We start from the raw sequence: 17,781 nt of genomic DNA on the forward strand, positions 1-17,781 counted from the left end.
ATGACGTGCTTCTCTGGCAGGTGGGCTGCGGCTGCCGTCAGTGAGGATGGTTGGCAGCGCGGATGACCTCGGCGTTAACGCGGCAGCAACGGCCGCCGCCGATCACCTCACATCGATCTTGGCGACTGCGAACCGACATATCTCACTCGTCCCCTGGAGCGCTGACGCTCACTCAGCGTTCACCCAGCTGGGAACGCCCCTGGCGGAACCTTAAAGGCCGTCAGGTGATGTTGTAGTCCGTTTGCCCTAGGCCACCACGGCGGTTCATCCGCTAGATCCGGCTTCATCCGGCTCTGCCCCTGGCGGGTTTACGCCATCTTTATGTTTCCTGGCCGACAACTCTCCCCAAATCGCTGCCAGTTACATAAAAGTGAGCGGTCAACCACTACTCACTCAAGGCACAGGGACCTCCATGACCTCCCCCACCTCCGGCGGCAGACGTACCGGCCGAATAGCCGTCGCGGCCGCCATCGCGGCCGCGCTCACCGCGGCGGGCCCGCTGCCCGCCTTCGCCGGCCAGCCGGTGACCACCGCCAACCCGGCCCCGGACAAGCTGGGTTCACAGGGCGCGGGCCTGCTGGCCAAGGCCAAGGCCGACGGTGACAAGACGGTCACCATGATGTTCTCCACCACTCCGGGCGAGACCGGCCGGCTCGCCGGCAGGCTCGGCGCCATCAAGGGCGCCTCGGTGGGCAAGGTCTACGACAAGCTGGGCTATCTCCGGGTCACCGTCCCCACCGCCAAGGCCGATGCCGCCATCGCCCAGGCCGAGCGGCTGTCCTCGGTGGAGAGCATCGACCTCAAGGAGCAGATCAGGCTCCCCGACCCCACCCCGCACGGCGACACCGTCCCGGGCGCCGGAGCGGGAGCGGGAGCCGGGGCCGGCAAGGGCCGCTACCCGGCGCCGGGCAAGGACACCCCGGCGAAGAACCCCTACCAGCCGGCCTTCGAGACCGGCGCGGTGGACTTCGTCAAGGAGCACCCCAAGGCCGACGGCCGGGGGGTGACCATCGGCATCCTGGACTCCGGCGTCGATCTGGCCCACCCCGCGCTGCAGAAGACCACCACCGGTGAGCGCAAGATCATCGACTGGGTGACCGCCACCGACCCGCTGCTGGACGGCGACGGCACCTGGCTGCCGATGACCACCGACGTCCATGGCCCCTCCTTCACCTTCAACGGCCGCACCTACACCGCCCCCGAAGGGGACTACCGGGTGGCGCTGTTCAAGGAGAGCGCCACCCTCGGCGGCGATATGCAGGGCGACCTCAACCGGGACGGTGACACCACCGATTCCTGGGCGGTCCTCTACGACCCGAAGAAGGGCACCGTCCGCGTCGATCTGGACGACGACGGGGACTTCCGCCACGCCACCGAGATGAAGCCCTACAAGGACGGCTTCCAGGTGGGGTACTTCGGCAAGCAGGACCCCAAGTCCCAGGTGGCCACCCGGATTCCGTTCACCGTGCAGATCCGCAAGGACGTGCCGATGGACCCCAAGGGCGGCGACTGGGTCGGCAAGAAGGCCGACTTCGTCAATATCGGCGTCATCGAGTCCGAGCACGGCACCCATGTGGCCGGGATCACCGCGGCCAACGGCCTGTTCGGCGGCCGGATGAACGGCGCGGCCCCCGGCGCGAAGATCGTCTCCTCCCGGGCCTGCACCTGGAGCGGCGGCTGCACCAATGTCGCGCTCAAGGAGGGCATGATCGACCTGGTCGTCAACCATGGCGTGGACATCATCAATATGTCCATCGGCGGGCTGCGCGCCCTCAACGACGGCAATGACGACCGCGACAAGCTCTACACCCGGCTGATCGACCAGTACGGGGTGCAGCTGGTGATCTCCGCGGGCAATGACGGCCCCGGCGCCAACACCATCGGCAACCCCGGGCTGGCCGACAAGGTGATCAGCGTGGGCGCGGCCGTCTCCAAGGAGACCTGGGCCGCCAACTACGGCTCCCAGGTGACGACCCCCTACGCGATGATGCCCTTCTCCTCCCGCGGCCCGCGCGAGGACGGCGGCTTCACCCCCACCCTCACCGCCCCCGGCGCCTCCATCAACACCACGCCCACCTGGGAGCCGGGCGCCCCGGTCGCCGAGGCGGGCTATCAACTGCCCGCCGGATACGGCATGTTGCAGGGCACCTCAATGGCCTCCCCGCAGGCCGCCGGTGCCTCGGCGCTGCTGATCTCGGCCGCCAAGCAGCAGCGGATGCACCTCACCCCGGCCGACCTGCGCACCGCGCTCACCAGCACCGCCCGGCAGATCAAGGGCGTCCAGGCCTATGCGCAAGGCGCCGGCCTGATCGACATCCGGGCCGCCTGGAAGTCGCTGCGCCATGGCGCGACCGCCCATGACTACCAGGTCAAGGCCCCGGTGGACACCGTGCTCTCCGGCCGCCTGAAGACCCCCGGCTTCGGCACCGGGATCTATGACCGCGAGGGCGGCCTCCAGACGGGCCGGAGCAAGACCTATCCGGTCACCCTCACCCGCACCTCCGGCCCCGCCGGGGCGGTGTGGCACGAGCTGAAGTGGCGCAACAACGACGGCACCTTCAGCCTGGCGGGCCCCGGCCGGGTACGGCTGCCGCTGAACAAGCCGGTGACCGTCAAGGTCAAGGCCAAGCCCCGCACGGCCGGTATCCACACCGCCATCCTGGCCGTGAACGACCCGCACACCGAGGGCATCGACCTCCAGCTGATGACCACCGTGGTGGTCTCCGAGCCGCTGGGCGGGCAGCACTCCGGCACGGTGCAGCGCAACGCCACCCGCTCGTACTTCGTCACCGTTCCCAAGGGCACCAAGACCCTCCAACTGCGGATGGACGGCCTGCGGCCGGGCAGCCAGACCCGGTTCATAGCCATTGACTCCCGGGGCATGACCATGGACCCCACCAGCACGCCCAACTGCTACCCCAACTACTCCAACCCCAAGAACACCTGCCGCCCCGACCAGCGCTCCTACGCCGACCCCACCCCCGGCGTCTGGGAAATCGAGGTCGAGGCCCGGCGCACCTCGCCGCTGCTGGACAACCCTTATGTCCTGACGGCGACGGCGCAGGGCGCCCAGTGATCAGCGTCTAGCCACGGGGCGGGTGTCCATGACGGGCACCCGCCCCACCGGCCCCGCCGCGGGACCGGTTCCGGATCACCCACCATGGCCCTGGGCCGCCGGCCCCCGTCCCGCCCCTCGGACAACGGATTGGACTTTTGGTACCGGTCGCCCCGCATCATGGAACCGTCCACCCTGGACATGCCGTAAGAGAACGTACGAACCAGTACGTGAACGAGCAGGGAGTCCCCATGCGGATCGGAATCGTCGGAGCCACCGGTCAGGTCGGCGCGGTCATGCGCAAGATCCTTGCCGAGCGGAAATTCCCGGTCACGCAGCTGCGCCTGTTCGCCTCGGCCCGGTCCGCCGGTTCCACGCTGCCCTGGGAGGGCCAGGAGATCACCGTGGAGGACGCGGCCACCGCCGACTACTCCGGGCTGGACATCGTGCTCTTCTCCGCGGGCGGCGCCACCTCCAAGGCGCTGGCCGAGAAGGTCGCCGGCCAGGGCGCCGTGGTGATCGACAACTCCTCGGCCTGGCGCCGCGACCCCGAGGTCCCCCTGGTGGTCTCCGAGGTCAACCCGCACGCCATCGCCCACCGCCCCAAGGGCATCATCGCCAACCCCAACTGCACCACCATGGCCGCGATGCCGGTGCTCAAGCCGCTGCACCTGGAGGCCGGCCTGACCTCGCTGGTGGCCACCACCTACCAGGCGGTTTCCGGTTCCGGCCTGGCCGGGGTCGCCGAGCTGGACGGCCAGGTCCGCAAGGCGGCCGAGCACGGCCCCGAGCTGGTGCACAACGGTGCGGCGGTGGACTTCCCGGAGCCGGGCGTCTACGCCCGTACCATCGCCTTCAATGTGCTGCCCATGGCCGGGTCCCTGGTCGATGACGGCAGCTTCGAGACCGACGAGGAGCAGAAGCTCCGCAATGAGTCCCGCAAGATCCTGGAGATCCCGGACCTCAAGGTCTCCGGCACCTGTGTCCGGGTACCGGTCTTCACCGGCCACTCCCTCCAGGTCAACGCCCGCTTCGAGCGCCCGCTGTCCGTGGCGCGCGCCTATGAGCTGCTGAAGGACGCCCCCGGTGTGGAGCTCTCGGAGATCCCCACCCCGCTCCAGGCGGCCGGGCAGGATGCCTCCTATGTGGGCCGCATCCGCGCCGATGAGACCGTGGAGCACGGCCTGGCCCTGTTTGTCTCCAATGACAACCTGCGCAAGGGCGCGGCCCTGAACGCGGTCCAGATCGCGGAGCTGGTGGCCGAGGAGCTGGGCGCCTGAGACGCCCGTTGAGATTCCGGGGTAGCCGGCGCCTGGCTACCCCGGTGGTCCTCCGGCCCCGGACTCCTGGTCGCGCTCAACGCCATCTTGACCGGCGAAGGCTCACGCCTCGACCGGGAAGCCGCTGGTGTCGATCACGAACTTGCGGCCATCCACCAGGTCCACCTCCACCACCTGACCGTAGGCGTACTCCGAACGCTTCGCGTACCCGGTCGGCAGAGCCCCTTCATACAGCGTGCAGACCCTCTTGAACGGGTCGATGATCAAGTACGTCTCGATGCCGAACCGACCGTACTTGGCCACCTTGGTCACATAGTCCTGGTCATCCGAATCCGATGAGACAACCTCAATGGCGGCGACCACGTCCTGGCACACGTAGCGCTTGCCCCGAGGCTGGGCGTCCAGGTCGAGGATGCTCACGTCCGGCGCCGACGAAGTCTCCCCCGGGAAATCAATCGCCACATCGAAAACCAGCGGCACATCTTCGCCCAGTGCCCGCTCAGCCTGCCGCGTGATACTGCGGATGGTGTTGGACTGCGTCGGACTCTGCGGCGTCATGATCACCCTCCCATCGATGATCTCAACCACGTAGCCCTCCGGCGGGGTCATGGTTTCGACCTCGCGCCAGAGCCGATCGAGCACCGCCATGGCTCGCACCTCCCTGCGCTCATTGCGTGTGCCGCCAGCGTACCCACCGGCACCGACAACGCCTTGCGTGGAAGGATGACCGGCAACGTCCAGTTGAGCGTGAATGTGAAGGAGAAGCCCAGGTGCCTGGCACGAATCTGACCCGGGAAGAGGCCGAGCGGCGGGCGCGGCTGCTCACCGTGGACTCCTATGAGATCGAGCTCGACCTCTCCGGGGCGCAGCAGGGCGGCAGGTTCCGCTCGGTGACCACCGTGCGGTTCGACTCGGCCGAGGCCGGGGCGGACACCTTTATCGACCTGGTGGCGCCCGAGGTGCGCCAGGTGGTGCTCAACGGCGAGGCCCACCAGCCCGCCGAGGTCTTCGCGGACAGCCGGATCGTGCTGCGCGGGCTGCGCGCGGGGCGCAATGAGCTGCGGGTGGTGGCGGACTGCGCGTACACCAACACCGGTGAGGGACTGCACCGGTTCGTCGATCCGGTGGACAACCAGGCCTATCTCTACACCCAGTTCGAGGTGCCGGACGCCCGCCGGGTCTTCGCCTCCTTCGAACAGCCCGATCTCAAGGCGACGTTCACCTTCACCGTCAAGGCTCCCCAGGGCTGGACGGTGATCTCCAACTCGCCCACCCCGGAGCGTCCCGAGGACGGCGTCTGGCGGTTCGCGCCCACCCCGCGGATGTCCACCTACATCACCGCGCTGATCGCGGGCCCGTACCACAGCGTGCACAGCAGCTACCAGAAGGACGGGCGGACCGTCCCCCTCGGCATCTACTGCCGTCCCTCGCTGGCCGAGTTCCTGGACGCGGACGCCATCTTCGAGGTGACCCGGCAGGGCTTCGACTGGTTCCAGGAGAAGTTCGACTACGACTACCCCTTCGCCAAGTACGACCAGCTCTTCGTCCCGGAGTTCAACGCCGGCGCCATGGAGAACGCGGGCGCGGTGACCATCCGCGACCAGTATGTCTTCCGCTCCAAGGTGACGGACGCGGCCTACGAGCTGCGGGCCGAGACCATCCTGCACGAGCTGGCCCATATGTGGTTCGGTGACCTGGTCACCATGAAGTGGTGGAACGACCTGTGGCTCAACGAGTCCTTCGCCACCTACACCTCCATCGCCTGCCAGGCCGCCGCGCCCGGCTCCAGGTGGCCGCACTCCTGGACCACCTTCGCCAACTCCATGAAGACCTGGGCCTACCGGCAGGACCAGCTGCCCTCCACCCACCCGATCATGGCGGAGATCAACGACCTGGAAGACGTGCTGGTCAACTTTGACGGCATCACCTACGCCAAGGGCGCCTCGGTGCTCAAGCAGCTGGTGGCCTATGTCGGCCAGGACGAGTTCTTCCGCGGCGTCCAGGCGTACTTCAAGGAACACGCCTATGGCAACACGCAGTTGAGCGATCTGCTGGGCGCCCTGGAGAAGACCTCCGGACGCGATCTGCGCACCTGGTCCAAGGCATGGCTGGAGACGGCCGGGATCAACACCCTGCGGCCGGAGCTCACCACCGACGGCGCGGGAGTGATCACCTCCTTCGCGGTGCGGCAGGAGGCCAACCCGCTGCCCGAGGGCGCCAAGGGCGAACCCACCCTGCGCCCGCACCGGATCGCCATCGGCTGCTATGAGCTGACCGATGGCCGCCTGGTGCGCACCGAGCGGGTGGAGCTGGACATCGACGGCGAGCTGACCGAGGTACCGCAGCTGGTGGGCAAGGCCCGCCCGGCGGTGGTGCTGCTCAATGACGACGACCTGTCCTACGCCAAGGTGCGCCTGGACGAGGAGTCGCTGAAGACGGTCACCGCGCATCTGGGCGACTTCGCCGAGTCGCTGCCGCGCGCCCTGTGCTGGGCCTCGGCCTGGGACATGACCCGCGACGGCGAGCTGGCCACCCGGGACTATCTGGAGCTGGTGCTCTCCGGCATCGCCAAGGAGTCCGACATCGGCGTGGTGCAGTCGCTCCAGCGCCAGGTCAAGCTGGCCCTGGACCTCTATGCGGCGCCCGAGTGGCGGGAGACCGGACTGGCCCGCTGGACCGAGGCCACCCTGGAGCAGCTGCGGGCGGCCGAGCCGGGCAGCGACCACCAGCTGGCCTGGGCGCGGGCCTTCGCCGCCACCGCCCGTACCGCGCCCCAGCTGGATCTGCTGGCCAGCCTGCTGGACGGCAGCGAGGTCATCGAGGGTCTGACGGTGGACACCGAGCTGCGCTGGGACCTGCTGATCCGGCTGGCCGCCACCGGGCGGGCGGACGAGCAGGCGATCGAGGCCGAGCTGGAGCGGGACCGTACCTCGGCGGGCGAGCAGCACGCCGCCTGGGCGCGGGCGGCCCGGCCGACGGCTCAGGCCAAGGCGGCCGCCTGGGAGCTGGTGGTGGAGCAGGGCAAGCTGCCCAACGCGGTCCAGGAGTCGGTGATCGGCGGCTTTGTCCAGGCCGACCAGCGCGAACTGCTGGCCCCGTACACCACCAAGTACTTCTCGGTGATCAAGCGGATCTGGGAGACCCGGGACCATGAGGTCGCCCAGCAGATCGTCACCGGTCTCTACCCGACGCTCCAGATCTCCCGGGAGACCCTTCAGGCCACCGACGCCTGGCTGGAGAGCGCCGAGCCCAACCCCGGTCTGCGCCGGCTGGTGACCGAGGCCCGGGCGGGCATCGAGCGGGCGCTGAAGGCCCAGGCCGCCGACGCGGCGGGCGCCTGACGCACATAAGGGGCCGGGGCGGTACGCCCCGGCCCCTTACTGCTCAGCCGGCCACCGGGCCGCACCCGGCAATGAAACGGCGAGTTGCGACGACGGCAGCCGCTCGGCCACAGGCTGCGGGTGGCTGGTCGCGCCCACGCGGCGGAGCCGCATATCGCAGCTGCCCCGCGCCCCTGAAGGGGCGCTCCGCGTCAGCGCGAGGTGCGCGGGTAGTGGGTGTCGTGCGTCATGACGTTGTCCGACTTGCGGGACAGCACCATCACCAGCCCGGCGATCACCAGGAACAGCACGATCGGCGCGGCGACAAACAGCCCCAGGGTGTTGATCAAGCTCAGGCCCGGGCCCGGGTCGTCACCGTCGTCGCGGGTGAGCGCGAACGCGGGGGACGACATCAGCAGCAGCATCAGCGTGCCGGCGGAGACCGCTCCAGCGCGCACGGCGTTCATCTTCTTATTGCTCACGAGCTTAAATTAACCGACCCCTCCGGACCCCGCGCGTCCGGGGTGGCCTCCATGGCCCCGGCCCCCGGGCAGAGCCGCCGGACCTCCTCCATCAGGGCGTGCAGCCGGGGCGAGGCGGCCAGCTCCTCCAGGGACAGCGGCCGTCCCCCGGCGTCCGCGACCGGCAGCCGCCAGTTGGGGTACTCGTCCCAGGTGCCGGGCAGATTCTGCGGCCGCCGGTCGCCCACCGCGTCGGGCAGCCAGATGCCCACCATCCGGGCGGGGGTGCTCAGCAGGAACCGGTGCACCGCCCGTACCGCCGCCTCCTCGTCGCCCGGCCCCTCCGGCAGCAGCCCCAGCCGGCCGAACAGGGCCAGCCACTCGGCCACCGCCTTGGCGTCCTCCCGCTGCTCCACCGCCAGCGGCCTGGCCAGCAGCCCCAGCCGGTGGCGCAGCACCACATGGTCGCCGGTCAGCCGGGCGGCGGTGCTGGGCAGGTCATGGGTGGTGGCGGTGGCCAGACAGCCCGCCCGCCAGCGGTGCGGCGGTAGCGGGGCCGGGTGGCGGGGCTGCTGGTAGTCGCGCTCGAACCACAGCACCGAGGTACCCAGCACCCCCCGCCCGTCCAGCGCCTCCCGCACCCCCGGCTCCACCGTCCCCAGGTCCTCGCCGATCACCGCCGCGCCCGCCCGGTGCGCCTCCAGGGCCAGCACGCCCAGCATGGCCTCGGCGTCATAGCGGACATAGGTGCCCCGTCCGGGCTCCTGGCCCTCGGGCACCCACCACAGCCGGAACAGGCCCATCACATGGTCGATACGCAGCGCCCCGGCATGCCGGAAGAGTGACCGCAGCAGCTCGCGGTAGGGGGCGTAGCCGGTGGCCCGCAGGGCGTCCGGCCGCCAGGGCGGCAGCCCCCAGTCCTGGCCCCGGGAGTTGAAGGCGTCCGGCGGCGCCCCCACCGACATCCCGGCGGCCAGCGCGTCCTGCTGGGACCAGGCGTCCGAGCCGCCCGGGTGCACCCCCACCGCCAGGTCGTGGACCAGGCCGGTGCGCATCCCGGCGTCCCGGGCGGTGCGCTGGGCGGCGGCCAGCTGGGCATCGGTGAGCCAGGCCAGCCGGCAGTGGAAGTCCACCCGCTCCAGCAGTTCGCCGCGGGCCCGGGCGGTACGGGCCGAGCGGGGGTCCTTCAGGGCGCCGGGCCAGCGGCGCCAGTCGCCGCCGTGCACCTCGGCGAGCGCATTGAAGGTGGCGTGGTCGTCCAGGGCCTGGCCCTGGGCGGCCAGGAACTCGCAGTAGGCGGCGCGCCGTCCGGGGCTCAGCGGCACCGTGTGCACCAGCTCCAGCGCCCGCAGTTTGAGCGCCCATACCGCGTCCCGGTCGATCAACTCGCCGCGGCGCAGCACCGATTGCCGCAACTCGGCCGCCTGCGCCAGCAGTTCACCCGCCGCCCGGCGCTCCGCGCCGCCCAGATAGCCGTACTCCGGGATGTCCTCGATCCGCAGATGGACCGGATCGGGGAAGCGGCGGGAGGACGGGCGGTAGGGCGAGGGGTCGGTGGGCGCCGTGGGCAGGGCGGCGTGCAACGGGTTCACCTGAAGGAAGTCCGAGCCGAACTCCCGCCCGGCCCAGGCCGCCAGTTCGGCCAGATCACCCAGGTCCCCCATGCCCCAGGAGCGTTCGGAGAGCAGGGAGTAGAGCTGGACCAGGAAGCCATGCCCGCGCTCGGGCGGCTGGGGCAGCCGGCGGGGCGCGACGATCAGCGGCGCGCTCCCGGAGCGGCCGTCGGGGGCGTGCGCCCGCAGCAGATGGCCGCCCAGCGGCAGCGGCCCGTCGCCGGGCAGGCTCCGGCCGTCCTCGGTCTGCACCCTCAGCACGGCGCCCTCCGGCAGGCCCTCCAGGGCGGGCCGGGCCGTACCGTCCTGGACGCGCCCGGCCGTACCGTCCTGCGTGAGCCGGGCCGTACCGTCCTGTGCCGTCAGCACCACCACCGGCGGCAACAGCCGTCCCTCCGCAGCCCGTTGACGTGCCTGGAGCGCATCCCGCACCGCCCGGGGCGTGGAGGCGTCCACCCCCAGTGCGGCCAGCACCGCGACCACGGTGTCCTCCGGCACCGGGACGCTCTGGCCGGGCGCGGGCTGGTACGAGGTGGCGACACCGTGCAGTTCGGCCAGGCGGGCCCGGTCCATGGCAAGCCTCCCAGGGCGGTGGCGGGGTCACCCCTGCCCTACCCGGCGGCGGGCCCCGGGAAATCCCCCGGGGTCCCCCCGGGAATTCCCCTGCCCACCCGACTCCCCAGGGCAATACCGGCACTTCGGTCAGCTGCGTTGACACACCCAGCGGCTGGTGATGGGCTCAACGCTCATTCACCGTCAGGAGGGGCTAAAAGAAGGCCGTGCGCACCATGGGCAACGACCTCTCATCCGACAGCCGGGCCGACGGGCGGCGGCCGCGCCGCTCCCTGGGCATCGGCTCCCTGACTCCCCGCCCCCGGCGTGCCGGGGTGACGGTGCTGGCCGCCGCGCTGCTGGGCGGGCTGCTGGCGGGCACCCCGGAGGCGATGGCCGCGCCCCGGCCGGAGGATCCGGCGGCCACCGCTCCGGACGGCGGCGAACAGGACGGCACCGGCGGTCTGCCGCCGGTCTGGCCGCGCCCCCAGTCCGGCCGGGCGCAGGGGGCGTACGCCCCCGTGGGCACCGAGGTCACCCTGATGTCCGGCCCGGACACCGACCACCAGGCCATTGGCGCCCTGCGCGACCTGCTGCACGACCTGGGCGCCCGCACGGTGGTGGACGCCCAGCCCGGCGGCACCCCGCCGCCGCGCGGCCTGATCGTCTACGCCGGCGGCAGGCCCGCCGAGGACGCGCTGCACGCCCTGGGCGCCCCGCCGGTGGGCGACCTGCCCCAGGGCGGCTACCGGCTGGCCACCGGGGTACGGGACGGCCGCCCCACCGTGGCGCTGTCCGGCGAGGGCGAGGACGGGCTGTTCCACGCCGTCCAGACGCTGCGCCAGCTGGCACAGGAACGCGACGGCGGGCACGCCTTCGCCGGGGCGGTGATCCGGGACTGGCCGGGCACCGCGGTACGCGGGCTGACCGAGGGCTTCTACGGGCAGCCCTGGTCCTGGTCCCAGCGGCTGTCCCAGCTGGACTTCATGGGCCGCAACAAGCTCAACCGCTATCTCTACGCGCCCGGTGACGATCCCTACCGCCAGGCCCGCTGGCGCGACCCCTACCCCGCCGACCAGCGCGACGCCTTCCGCGAACTGGCCGAGCGGGCCCGCCGCAACCATGTGACGCTCGGCTGGGCGGTCAGCCCCGGCCAGGCCATGTGCTTCTCCTCCGCCGCCGACCTCCGGGCGCTCAAGCGCAAGGTGGACGCCATGTGGGCACTGGGCGTACGCGCCTTCCAGCTCCAGTTCCCCAATGTCAGCTACACCGAGTGGCATTGCGGAGCGGACCGGGACAAGTTCGGCCGCGGACCGGAGGCGGCCGCCAAGGCCCAGGCCAAGGTGGCCAACGCCCTGGCCGGCCACCTGGCCGCCAAGGGCGGCGCGGCGCCACCGCTGTCCCTCCTCCCCACCGAGTTCTTCCAGGACGGCCGCACCACCTTCCGGCGCGCCCTGGCCGAGCACCTGGACTCCCGGGTGGAGGTGGCCTGGACCGGTGTGGGCGTGGTGCCCAAGACCATCACCGGTGGCGAACTGGCCGCGGCCCAGAGCGCCTTTGGCCACCACCGGCTGGTCACCATGGACAACTACCCGGTCAATGACTTCACCCAGAACCGGATCTTCCTGGGCCCCTACACCGGCCGCGACCCGGCGGTGGCGGTGGGCTCCTCGGCCCTGCTGGCCAATGCCTCGGCCCAGCCCACCGCCGCCCGCATCCCGCTGTTCACCACCGCCGACTACGCCTGGAATCCGCGGGGTTACCGCCCCCAGGAGTCCTGGCAGGCCGCGATGGACGCCCTCGCGGGCGGCGACGGCAAGGCCGGGGACGCCCTGCGCGCCCTGGCCGGCAATGACGCCTCCTCCGTGCTGGGCGGCGATGAATCGGCCTATCTGCGGCCGCTGCTGGACGACTTCTGGTCCGCGCTCTCCGGCACCGACTCCGACCGTCTGACCGCCGCCGCCGGAAAGCTGCGCGCCGCTTTCCGGGTGATGGCCGGCGCCCCCCGGGCCCTGGGCAACACCCTGGGTACCGAAGTCGGGCCCTGGCTGGACCAGTTGGGCCGCTATGGCGAGGCGGGCGGCCAGGCGGTGGAGATGCTCACCGCCACCGCCCGGGGCGACGGCGCGGCGGTCTGGCGGGCCGAACTGGAGCTGCTGCGGCTGCGCGAGCGCATCGGCCGGGAGGAGGCCGTGGTCGGGGACGGTGTACTGGCCCCCTTCCTCACCCAGGCGCTGGCCCGCGCCAATGGCTGGCTGGGCGTGGACCGTCCCCTGGGCACCGCGGGCCGGGCCACCGACGGCGACCCCGCCTCCACGGTGACCGCCAAGCCCGGGGACACCCTGGATGTCCCGCTCCGCCGCGCGATGCCGCTGACCGCCGTGACCGTTCTCACCGACCCGGCCTCCGGGGTACGCGGCCAGGTGCAGGCCCGAACCGACCGGGGCTGGCAGCCGCTGGGCGCCGTCGCCGACAGCGGCTGGACCCACCTCGCCGCACACGGGGTACGGGCCGACGCCCTGCGCGTGGTCTGGGACTCCGGCGCCACCCCGCCCGCCCTGCACGAGATCACCCCCTGGGCCGCCGACGGCTCCACCGCCGGCCTCCGGCTCACCTCCTCCGAGATCACCGCCGACGCGGGCGGCGACGCGGCGGTGGCCGAGCTCAAGGTGGTCAACCAGCGCCCGCAGACCATCACCGAATCCCTCGCCGTCAAGGCGCCCAAGGATGTACCGGTCAGCGCCCCCTCCCAGGTGACGGTGGTGCGCGGCGGCGTCACCACGGTCCGGATCGAGCTCAAGGTCCCGGCTGGGAACACCGCCCGTACCTTCACCGTGCCCATCCAACTGGCAGGCCAGGAACGCACCTTGACGGTGCACGCCTATCCGCCGGCCGGCGGGCCCGACCTGGCGCAGGGCGGCCGGGCCGATGCCTCCAGCACCGAGGCCGCCGACTACCCCGCCTCGGCGGCCGTGGACGGCGACCTGGCCACCCGCTGGTCCTCCCGGCCCGACGACCACGCCTGGTGGCAGGTCCAACTGCCGCGCACGGTACGGCTGGGCAGCGTGGTGCTGCACTGGCAGGAGGCGTATGCGGCCCGCTACCGGGTCCAGGTCTCCGCCGACGGCCGCATCTGGCGCGACGCCGCCACGGTCACCGATGGCAAGGGCGGCGTGGAGACGCTCCGGATGGACGCGCCGGGCACCCGGTACCTCCGCGTCCAGGGCGAAAAGCGGGCCACCCCCTTCGGCTACTCCCTCTGGGAGGTCGAGGCCTACGCCACCCAGGATGCCGGAGGCCACTGAAACGCCCGCGTTCATCGGTTGTTGACCGAGCTCTCGGAACGTTCGCCATGGCGCGGGAAACGCCCCGCCGCCACCACGGACGACCGAAACGAGGACAGCACATGCGCACCTCCGCACGCTTCGCGGCCCTGGCCGCGGTGACCGCCATCGGCCTCGGCGCGCTCGCCACCGGCACGGCCCAGGCCGGCGCCCAGGCGGCCCGCAGCACCCATATCCGTCTGCACAACGGCACCGGATGCACGCTGACCCGCACCGACTACGGCCTGGACCACGGCATCTGGTCACAGGGCCAGGAGCCGCCGTACCGGATCGGCAACACCGTTGACGCCGACTTCCAGTCGGAGAGCAACGGCTTTATGACCGGCACGGAGGGCCATGTGACCTTCCAGGCGTCCGAATGCGAGGACGGCTTCCGCAACGGCCGCACGGTCCGGCTGCACTGGGACAACCCCTATGCCGGCTCCAACGGCTATGACAGCGACGGCACGGACAACACATTCCGCACCACGCGTGACGGTGGCGGGGGCGACAACGCCTATGTCGCATGGGGCATCTGGAAGAACTGACCCTGTGCCGGGGCACCGTCGCGGCCGGCGGTGCCCCTTCAGGGGCGCGGGCCGCCGGAGAGCGCCCCTTCAGAGGCGGGGCGAACCGCCCCCCTCCCCGCAACTATCCCCCCGCCCCACGCGTCCGTGATCGACGACCACTTCAACCGATCACCCCGGAGGCACGCGATGTGCGGAACCCATGAAACGGGCGGAACCCGGCGAAACGCCGAACCGGCGGTCGGCCGACGCGGCCTGCTCCGCGGCGCCATGGCAAGCGCAGCGCTCGGTACCGGCCTGGCCGCCACCGCACACCCCGCGGCGGCGTCCCCGGCGAACAGCCGCCGCTCCCCGGACGGTCTCAAACTCCGCTGGCTCGGCGTAGCGGGCTGGGAACTCTCCTTCGGCGAACACAGCATCCTCGTGGACCCGTATCTCTCCCGCCAGGAGTACCGCAGAGCGGACGGCACCACGAACCCCGCCATGCCCCTGAAGCCGAACCCCGGAATCGTCGAGACCGTGGCCCGCCACCACCTCACCAAGGCCCCCGACCTGGTCCTGGTGACCCACGGCCACTGGGACCACCTGCTCGACGTCCCCCAACTCCTCGGCCGCGGCGGCTGGAAGGACGCCACGATACGCACCCTGTGCGGCGAAACCCACCTCTACCTGCTGCAAGCCATGGACACCGATCCCGCCCGCCTGGAGCACTGCATCACCGTCACCGGCGGCGAAGTCCTCCGCTTCCCGGAGGGCTCGTCCGCCCAGCCGCCCGCCTGCACGGTGGAGGTCTTCCGCAGCCTGCACAGCCAGCTGCCCGGCTATGGCTTCCCGTACCACGGCCATCTGATCGCCCGCCCCGAGCGTCCCACCCAGCTCCAACACCTCCTCGAAGGAGGCACCTTGGGCTATCAGGTCACCGTGGGAGCCAACGGCCCCCGAGTGATGTTCCTCAGCGGCACCGCCAACTTCGCCGAACGCGAGGTCGCCGGGGCCCGGCCCGACGTCCTGGTACTCGGCGTCAGCGGCCACACCGGTGTCCACCGCCATATCGAGCGGGCCATGGAAGCCCTGGGCAACCCGCCGGTCGTGGTGCCCAGCCACCACGACAACATGCTCACCGAACTGACTTCCCCCGATATCGCCAAGTCCATCAACCAGGACGCGGTGCGCGACCTCCGCCGGATCGTCGAACCCTTGGGCGCCACCGTTCTGGAACCGCGTCATCTGGCGCAGTTGGCGCTGTGAGCCACCGCTTACCGTACGAGCGGCGATACGGGGCGCGCGAGGAATCACTTGCGCCCTTGACCGGAATGACCCGCAGGGTCGATGGTCCTGCAACCGCAACCATGCGCTGCACGGGAGGCAGTCGTGACGCTACGGTTCATCGCGAAAGACCCCCAGACCGACGGCAAGGACTGTCCGACAGCTTGGGTGGACGACGAGGCCAAAGAGATCGTCATCCAGGGATGGAAGGCCGGCAAGGAAACGCTGGCCAAGTGCCGGGAAACGGGGCCGATCCCGGAAACCGAGGCAGTGGTGAGGCCTCCGTTCCGTATGATCCCGGTCACCAGGGAGGCTTGCGATGTCGCAGAAGGCGTTCGACTTTGACGAGCTGTTCAACTCGGCCGAACGATCCGCGGTACACCTGGAGATGCGCGACACCTATGGGGTCGTCGAAGGGAACGCGGACTTCGCGGCCTGGAAAGCCGGTGATTCCAGCAGCCGTTACGACCGCACGGGGCGCCGCAGAGCATGGCTGGAGCTGGTCGCTCGCACCGTGACCCGCGGAGTGGTCATGCGCCGGGCCCGGATCGTGTCCGAGCCGGTAAGTGACTACATCCGATTCGAGCATGAGGGCACCGGACTGAACATCGAGGCGGGCGAACTGGTGCGGTGGCTCCCACGTCGTCAGGCCTCCGACATCGCATTGCCCGGCAACGACTTCTGGTTGTTCGACAACCGAGTTGTCCGGTTCGGCCACTTCTCGGGAGACGGCGCCTATATGGGAGAGGACTTCACCGACAACCCTGCGGTGGCGAAGCTATGCTCAACGGCCTTTGAGTCGGTCTGGGAGCGGGCAATTCCGCACGAGAAATACAGCGTCTGAACAAGTAGGTACCGGAAGCCAGTTCATGCCCACGTCGCCTTCCTCCGGCGTCCAAGAGATCCGCAAGTCCATCGCGGCGCGTCTGCGAGAGATCCGCCTGGATGCCGGACTGACCGGGCGTGATCTGGCCTTCCACTGCGGCTGGCACCCGGCGAAGTCATCACGAATCGAAAACGTGAAGGCCCTGCCGTCGGACGCCGACATCAGGGCCTGGTGTACCGCTTGCGGAGCCGAATCGGAGGCGGACGACCTCATCGCCATATCGCGCAACGCCCGTTCCATGTACATGGAATGGCGCCGCTTGCAGCGCACGGGGCTACGTCGGCTCCAGGAGTCCTACGTCCCCCTGTTCGAGCGCACCAGGCTGTTCCGGGTGTACTCCTCCCATGTGATCTCCGGGCTGCTCCAGACGCCCGGCTACGCGACGGCTCTGCTGTCGGCCATCACAGCCTTCCGCCGCATCCCCAATGACGTCGAAGCGGCGGTCAACGCCAGGATGGCTCGCTCCCATGTGATCTGCGAAGGCAATCACCGCTTCGCCATCTTGCTTGAGGAATGCGTACTGCGGCACCGCATCGCCGGTGCCGATGCCATGGCAGAGCAACTCGGCCATCTGCTCGCGGTGATGTCTCTGCCATCTGTCTCGCTCGGCATCATCCCATTCACCGCCGAACGGCACATGTGGGTCATCGAGCCATTCATGGTCTTCGGCGACGCGGAGGCCGGGATCGAATTGCTGTCCGCCGATGTGACACTGACCGCGCCCAATGACACACATCTGTACCTCCGGGCCTTCTCCGAGCTGCAACGCCTTGCGGTGTACGGCACCCAGGCCAGGCGGCTCATCGGCGCCGCGACGGCTGCCCTGAAGTGAGTGACCTGCAATCGATTGCAACATCGTGGCCGCCCCCCAACCCCCCTCCCTACCGTCTCCCTCATGACCCCCGAATCCACCGCCACCGCCCAAGCCGCCGCCACCCTCCTCGCCGGAAAGCGAAAGGCCGACGACGCGGCGTTCATGCTCGAACGCGCCCTCGCGGAGCTGGGCATCCGGGTCGGCGACCCGGACTCCTGGCCCCAACTGACCGGACGGGCCTCGCTCTCCGGGGAGCCCGCCGTGTTTCTGGGGACCGTCCCCCTGCCCACCATCCGCAAGCTCATCGACACCCTGGTCCACGCCCGCTCCGAGCAGCACAAGCGCGACCAGCGCGCACTCGGCCACGACTGCTGACCAACCGGGCCGGGTTTCCGCCACGGCGGAGGCGCCCGGAGTGCGGAAACCCGGACCGACAACACCTAGCCGCCGCGCTGGCCGGGCAGCCGCTCCTTGGCCCGGCTGCGCTCCTCCCTACTCGGCCTGCGGTAACCGCAGTTGCAGATCCAGTCGTCGTAACGCAAGATCGTTCCGTCGTGAGCCAGGAGGATCTCACGCACCATGGTTCGGTCCATACAGCGTGTGCAGCGCACACCTTCGCACAGGGTTCGGGGGGATCTCTTCTGACCGGTCGTCTGGCCCATGTCCGCGATGATGCGCCCAAGT

The 17,781-nt window shown here is 70.6% G+C and carries 13 protein-coding genes and 1 pseudogene; 10 read left to right on the plus strand and 4 right to left on the minus strand.

Translation table 11 applies throughout. The features are described 5' to 3' along the window. Nucleotides 1–412 precede the first annotated feature (412 nt). Together CV755_RS17595 and CV755_RS17600 are read left to right on the plus strand one after the other, a co-directional pair. A pseudogene (locus tag CV755_RS17595) lies at nt 413–3,070 on the plus strand (S8 family serine peptidase); the annotation flags it as partial. A 236-nt stretch (nt 3,071–3,306) separates the two neighbouring features. Then, nucleotides 3,307–4,335, plus strand: a complete 1,029-nt coding sequence (locus tag CV755_RS17600) for an aspartate-semialdehyde dehydrogenase (RefSeq protein ID WP_109281170.1) — start codon at nt 3,307–3,309, stop codon at nt 4,333–4,335. A 102-nt stretch (nt 4,336–4,437) separates the two neighbouring features. On the opposite strand, the gene CV755_RS17605 is transcribed toward CV755_RS17600, so the two are convergent. Beyond that, entirely contained in the window at nt 4,438–4,983 is a 546-nt protein-coding gene (locus CV755_RS17605) for a Uma2 family endonuclease (protein ID WP_241561264.1), read from the minus strand. Nucleotides 4,984–5,105: 122 nt separating this feature from the next. Here CV755_RS17605 and pepN point away from each other — a divergent pair, with 122 nt between their 5' ends. Further along, nucleotides 5,106–7,676, plus strand: a complete 2,571-nt coding sequence (gene pepN / locus CV755_RS17610; RefSeq protein ID WP_109281171.1) for an aminopeptidase N — start codon at nt 5,106–5,108, stop codon at nt 7,674–7,676. A gap of 191 nt (nt 7,677–7,867) precedes the next feature. On the opposite strand, the gene CV755_RS17615 is transcribed toward pepN, so the two are convergent. Continuing rightward, complete coding sequence (locus CV755_RS17615; RefSeq protein ID WP_109281939.1) at nt 7,868–8,122, minus strand: hypothetical protein; 255 nt, start codon at nt 8,120–8,122, stop codon at nt 7,868–7,870. 11 nt (nt 8,123–8,133) lie between these two features. Beyond that, nucleotides 8,134–10,302, minus strand: coding sequence for a 4-alpha-glucanotransferase (malQ, locus tag CV755_RS17620; RefSeq protein ID WP_109281172.1), 2,169 nt, complete (start codon nt 10,300–10,302; stop codon nt 8,134–8,136). 215 nt (nt 10,303–10,517) lie between these two features. Between malQ and CV755_RS17625 the strand changes: the two genes are divergently transcribed. The 7 genes from CV755_RS17625 to CV755_RS17655 all read left to right on the plus strand — a co-directional run bounded on the left by CV755_RS17625 (nt 10,518) and on the right by CV755_RS17655 (nt 17,472). Beyond that, complete coding sequence (locus CV755_RS17625; RefSeq protein ID WP_109281940.1) at nt 10,518–13,586, plus strand: glycoside hydrolase family 84 protein; 3,069 nt, start codon at nt 10,518–10,520, stop codon at nt 13,584–13,586. Nucleotides 13,587–13,687: 101 nt separating this feature from the next. After that, complete coding sequence (locus tag CV755_RS17630; protein WP_109281173.1) at nt 13,688–14,152, plus strand: aegerolysin family protein; 465 nt, start codon at nt 13,688–13,690, stop codon at nt 14,150–14,152. Between the two features lie 249 nt (nt 14,153–14,401). Further along, nucleotides 14,402–15,379 carry an MBL fold metallo-hydrolase gene (locus tag CV755_RS17635; protein WP_109281941.1) on the plus strand — a complete coding sequence of 326 codons (978 nt, stop codon included), beginning with the start codon at nt 14,402–14,404 and terminating at the stop codon, nt 15,377–15,379. Between the two features lie 123 nt (nt 15,380–15,502). Further along, on the plus strand, nt 15,503–15,742 hold the full coding sequence (locus tag CV755_RS17640; RefSeq protein WP_109281174.1) for a hypothetical protein: 240 nt from the start codon (nt 15,503–15,505) through the stop codon (nt 15,740–15,742). Beyond that, nucleotides 15,717–16,241: a DUF6879 family protein gene (locus CV755_RS17645; RefSeq protein ID WP_109281175.1), complete on the plus strand. Its 525-nt coding sequence runs from the start codon at nt 15,717–15,719 to the stop codon at nt 16,239–16,241. Before CV755_RS17640 ends, CV755_RS17645 begins: the two co-directional genes overlap by 26 nt. Nucleotides 16,242–16,266: 25 nt before the next feature. Beyond that, nucleotides 16,267–17,115, plus strand: a complete 849-nt coding sequence (locus CV755_RS17650; protein ID WP_109281176.1) for a helix-turn-helix domain-containing protein — start codon at nt 16,267–16,269, stop codon at nt 17,113–17,115. A gap of 63 nt (nt 17,116–17,178) precedes the next feature. Beyond that, nucleotides 17,179–17,472: a hypothetical protein gene (locus CV755_RS17655; RefSeq protein ID WP_109281177.1), complete on the plus strand. Its 294-nt coding sequence runs from the start codon at nt 17,179–17,181 to the stop codon at nt 17,470–17,472. Nucleotides 17,473–17,537: 65 nt separating this feature from the next. On the opposite strand, the gene CV755_RS34710 is transcribed toward CV755_RS17655, so the two are convergent. Then, complete coding sequence (locus CV755_RS34710) at nt 17,538–17,678, minus strand: hypothetical protein (RefSeq protein WP_161968711.1); 141 nt, start codon at nt 17,676–17,678, stop codon at nt 17,538–17,540. Between the last annotated feature and the right edge of the window lie 103 nt (nt 17,679–17,781).

Origin of the sequence: Streptomyces orinoci (genome assembly GCF_003121295.1) — a bacterium.
In the GTDB taxonomy this organism is placed as follows: domain Bacteria; phylum Actinomycetota; class Actinomycetes; order Streptomycetales; family Streptomycetaceae; genus Streptomyces; species Streptomyces orinoci.

Coding starts and splice junctions, on each gene's coding strand:
- CV755_RS17615 (WP_109281939.1), bottom strand. CDS start 8,122: ATGAACGCCGTGCGCGCTGGAGCGGTCTCCGCCGGCACGCTGATGCTG.
- CV755_RS17605 (WP_241561264.1), bottom strand. CDS start 4,983: ATGGCGGTGCTCGATCGGCTCTGGCGCGAGGTCGAAACCATGACCCCG.
- CV755_RS17650 (WP_109281176.1), top strand. CDS start 16,267: ATGCCCACGTCGCCTTCCTCCGGCGTCCAAGAGATCCGCAAGTCCATC.
- CV755_RS17630 (WP_109281173.1), top strand. CDS start 13,688: ATGCGCACCTCCGCACGCTTCGCGGCCCTGGCCGCGGTGACCGCCATC.
- CV755_RS34710 (WP_161968711.1), bottom strand. CDS start 17,678: ATGGTGCGTGAGATCCTCCTGGCTCACGACGGAACGATCTTGCGTTAC.
- CV755_RS17600 (WP_109281170.1), top strand. CDS start 3,307: ATGCGGATCGGAATCGTCGGAGCCACCGGTCAGGTCGGCGCGGTCATG.
- CV755_RS17645 (WP_109281175.1), top strand. CDS start 15,717: ATGTCGCAGAAGGCGTTCGACTTTGACGAGCTGTTCAACTCGGCCGAA.
- CV755_RS17655 (WP_109281177.1), top strand. CDS start 17,179: ATGACCCCCGAATCCACCGCCACCGCCCAAGCCGCCGCCACCCTCCTC.
- malQ (WP_109281172.1), bottom strand. CDS start 10,302: ATGGACCGGGCCCGCCTGGCCGAACTGCACGGTGTCGCCACCTCGTAC.
- CV755_RS17625 (WP_109281940.1), top strand. CDS start 10,518: ATGGGCAACGACCTCTCATCCGACAGCCGGGCCGACGGGCGGCGGCCG.
- CV755_RS17635 (WP_109281941.1), top strand. CDS start 14,402: ATGGCAAGCGCAGCGCTCGGTACCGGCCTGGCCGCCACCGCACACCCC.